This is a genomic window from Streptomyces sp. 378 (assembly GCF_030124145.1).
Classification (GTDB): domain Bacteria; phylum Actinomycetota; class Actinomycetes; order Streptomycetales; family Streptomycetaceae; genus Streptomyces.
This window is the reverse complement of the sequence record NZ_JASKMS010000092.1, coordinates 1-597: the sequence shown is the minus strand read 5'-3', so window position 1 is coordinate 597 and position 597 is coordinate 1. Positions and strand designations below refer to the sequence as shown.

At 70.4% G+C, this 597-nt stretch carries 1 protein-coding gene; it reads right to left on the bottom strand.

Going from position 1 to position 597, the window contains the following annotated elements; all coding sequences use genetic code 11:
* On the bottom strand, window positions 1-597 hold a 597-nt coding region (locus QNO09_RS39640), incomplete at both ends, for a helix-turn-helix domain-containing protein (RefSeq protein ID WP_283975073.1).

Genomic DNA, 597 nt, shown 5'->3' with positions numbered 1-597 from the left:
CGGTGCGAGATCTGCTCCGGGCTCCATGCCGTCGCCCAACGCCTGTCCTGCCGATGCGGCTTGTTCAGCCCCTTCCACCCAGGCGTCTCAGGCCCGGTGACGATCATGCCGTCGGGACGACGGACACTGCCGGCGAGCCGCTCCTGCACGTACTCACGCAACCTGTCGTCGCCTGCGAGCTTCGCAGTCTTCGGGCGCCTCGCGGCCTGCTGCGCCTTCCACTGCACCACCAGAGCCCGGTAGACCGGCCTGCCGCCCCGGGTCGCCGCGTTGCGGCGCAGCTCGCGTGAGATCGTGCCCGCGTCGCGGCCGATCCTGCGAGCGATCTCCCGCACGCCGAACTCCTGGGCGCGCAGCAGCGCGATCTCCTCACGCTCAGCGAACGACAGATAGCGGCCGGTGGGCTCATCCAGGCTGATCGGCGGCATCCCGCCAGCGTGACGGAACCACCTGGATCCGACCGGCCATGAAACGCCAACAGCCACCGCTGCCTCTGCCATCGTCACTCCCGACGCAATCCGCCGCCAGAAGTCCCGCTGCACCGCACGAGACGGCTCCGGCCGACCCGGTGAACGCATCGGCGGTCGCATCGCCCGA